Annotated in this window: 1 rRNA gene; it reads left to right on the top strand. The window is 57.0% G+C overall.

Annotated features, from left to right (window positions below):
• Positions 1-117: 117 nt before the first annotated feature.
• A 23S ribosomal RNA gene (locus ACWCRA_RS35125) occupies positions 118-3244 on the top strand.
• Positions 3245-3266: the final 22 nt, after the last annotated feature.

The following is a 3266-nucleotide window of genomic DNA, read 5'->3' as shown; positions in this document are numbered from 1 at the left end:
GGCCATGCACATGGTTTGTTGTCTTCGTGCCGGCCCCGGTGTACTCGCCCTGTTGTGGGTGGGGTGGCGGGTGGTTGGTCGTTGTTTGAGAACTGCACAGTGGACGCGAGCATCTGTGGCCAAGTTTTTAAGGGCGCACGGTGGATGCCTTGGCACCAGGAACCGATGAAGGACGTGGGAGGCCACGATAGTCCCCGGGGAGTCGTCAACCAGGCTTTGATCCGGGGGTTTCCGAATGGGGAAACCCGGCAGTCGTCATGGGCTGTCACCCGCTGCTGAACACATAGGCAGTGTGGAGGGAACGAGGGGAAGTGAAACATCTCAGTACCCTCAGGAAGAGAAAACAACCGTGATTCCGGGAGTAGTGGCGAGCGAAACCGGATGAGGCCAAACCGTATGTGTGTGATACCCGGCAGGGGTTGCGCATGCGGGGTTGTGGGATCTCTCTTTCACAGTCTGCCGGCTGTGAGACAAGTCAGAAACCATAGTGGTAGGCGAAGGACATGCGAAAGGTCCGGCGTAGAGGGTAAGACCCCCGTAGCTGAAATCATTATGGCTTGTTTGAGAGACACCCAAGTAGCACGGGGCCCGAGAAATCCCGTGTGAATCTGGCGGGACCACCCGTTAAGCCTAAATATTCCCTGGTGACCGATAGCGGATAGTACCGTGAGGGAATGGTGAAAAGTACCGCGGGAGCGGAGTGAAATAGTACCTGAAACCGTGTGCCTACAAGCCGTGGGAGCGTCGCGCAGAGAATTTATTCTCTGCGTCGTGACTGCGTGCCTTTTGAAGAATGAGCCTGCGAGTTTGCGGTGTGTTGCGAGGTTAACCCGTGTGGGGAAGCCGTAGCGAAAGCGAGTCCGAACAGGGCGTTTCAGTAGCATGCTCAAGACCCGAAGCGGAGTGATCTAGCCATGGGCAGGTTGAAGCGGCTGTAAGAGGTCGTGGAGGACCGAACCCACCAGGGTTGAAAACCTGGGGGATGACCTGTGGTTAGGGGTGAAAGGCCAATCAAACTCCGTGATAGCTGGTTCTCCCCGAAATGCATTTAGGTGCAGCGTCGTGTGTTTCTTGCCGGAGGTAGAGCACTGGATAGGCGATGGGCCCTACCGGGTTACTGACCTTAGCCAAACTCCGAATGCCGGTAAGTGAGAGCGCGGCAGTGAGACTGTGGGGGATAAGCTCCATGGTCGAGAGGGAAACAGCCCAGAGCATCGACTAAGGCCCCTAAGCGTACGCTAAGTGGGAAAGGATGTGGAGTCGCAGAGACAACCAGGAGGTTGGCTTAGAAGCAGCCACCCTTGAAAGAGTGCGTAATAGCTCACTGGTCAAGTGATTCCGCGCCGACAATGTAGCGGGGCTCAAGCGTACCGCCGAAGTCGTGTCATTGCAGTACATACCCCCAACGGGGACTGTGATGGGTAGGGGAGCGTCGTGTGCCGGGTGAAGCCGCGCCGGAAGGCAGTGGTGGACGGTTCACGAGTGAGAATGCAGGCATGAGTAGCGATACACACGTGGGAAACGTGTGCGCCGATTGACTAAGGGTTCCTGGGTCAAGCTGATCTGCCCAGGGTAAGTCGGGACCTAAGGCGAGGCCGACAGGCGTAGTCGATGGACAACCGGTTGATATTCCGGTACCCGCTTTGAAACGCCCAATATCGAATCAGGCGATGCTAAGTCCGTGAAGCCGCCCTTGATCTCTTCGGAGTGAGGGGGAGTGGTGGAGCCGACGAACCAGACTTGTAGTAGGTAAGTGATGGGGTGACGCAGGAAGGTAGTCCAGCCCGGGCGGTGGTTGTCCCGGGGTAAGGGTGTAGGCCGTGTGGTAGGCAAATCCGCCGCACATGGAGGCTGAGACCTGATGCCGAGCCGATTGTGGTGAAGTGGATGATCCTATGCTGTCGAGAAAAGCCTCTAGCGAGTTTCATGGCGGCCCGTACCCTAAACCGACTCAGGTGGTCAGGTAGAGAATACCGAGGCGTTCGGGTGAACTATGGTTAAGGAACTCGGCAAAATGCCCCCGTAACTTCGGGAGAAGGGGGGCCACGTCTGGTGATGAGTCTTGCACTCTGAGCTGGGTGTGGCCGCAGAGACCAGCGAGAAGCGACTGTTTACTAAAAACACAGGTCCGTGCGAAGCCGTAAGGCGATGTATACGGACTGACGCCTGCCCGGTGCTGGAACGTTAAGGGGACCGGTTAGCTCCATTTCGGTGGGGCGAAGCTGAGAACTTAAGCGCCAGTAAACGGCGGTGGTAACTATAACCATCCTAAGGTAGCGAAATTCCTTGTCGGGTAAGTTCCGACCTGCACGAATGGCGTAACGACTTCTCGACTGTCTCAACCATAGGCCCGGTGAAATTGCACTACGAGTAAAGATGCTCGTTTCGCGCAGCAGGACGGAAAGACCCCGGGACCTTTACTACAGTTTGATATTGGTGTTCGGTTCGGCTTGTGTAGGATAGGTGGGAGACTGTGAACTCTGGACGCCAGTTCAGGGGGAGTCGTTGTTGAAATACCACTCTGGTCGTGCTGGATGTCTAACCTGGGTCCGTGATCCGGATCAGGGACAGTGTCTGATGGGTAGTTTAACTGGGGCGGTTGCCTCCTAAAGAGTAACGGAGGCGCCCAAAGGTTCCCTCAGCCTGGTTGGTAATCAGGTGTTGAGTGTAAGTGCACAAGGGAGCTTGACTGTGAGACCGACGGGTCGAGCAGGGACGAAAGTCGGGACTAGTGATCCGGCGGTGGCTTGTGGAAGCGCCGTCGCTCAACGGATAAAAGGTACCCCGGGGATAACAGGCTGATCTTCCCCAAGAGTCCATATCGACGGGATGGTTTGGCACCTCGATGTCGGCTCGTCGCATCCTGGGGCTGGAGTCGGTCCCAAGGGTTGGGCTGTTCGCCCATTAAAGCGGTACGCGAGCTGGGTTTAGAACGTCGTGAGACAGTTCGGTCCCTATCCGCTGTGCGCGTAGGAGTCTTGAGAAGGGCTGTCCCTAGTACGAGAGGACCGGGACGGACGAACCTCTGGTGTGCCAGTTGTCCTGCCAAGGGCATGGCTGGTTGGCTACGTTCGGGAGGGATAACCGCTGAAAGCATCTAAGCGGGAAGCCTGCTTCGAGATGAGGACTCCCACCCCCTTGGAGGGGTTAAGGCTCCCAGTAGACGACTGGGTTGATAGGCCGGATCTGGAAGCACCGTGAGGTGTGGAGGTGACCGGTACTAATAGGCCGAGGGCTTGTCCTCAGTTGCTCGCGTCCACTGTGTT

The sequence above is a fragment of the Streptomyces sp. NPDC001889 genome (genome assembly GCF_053594535.1).
This window is presented reverse-complemented; position numbering and strand designations above follow the sequence as displayed.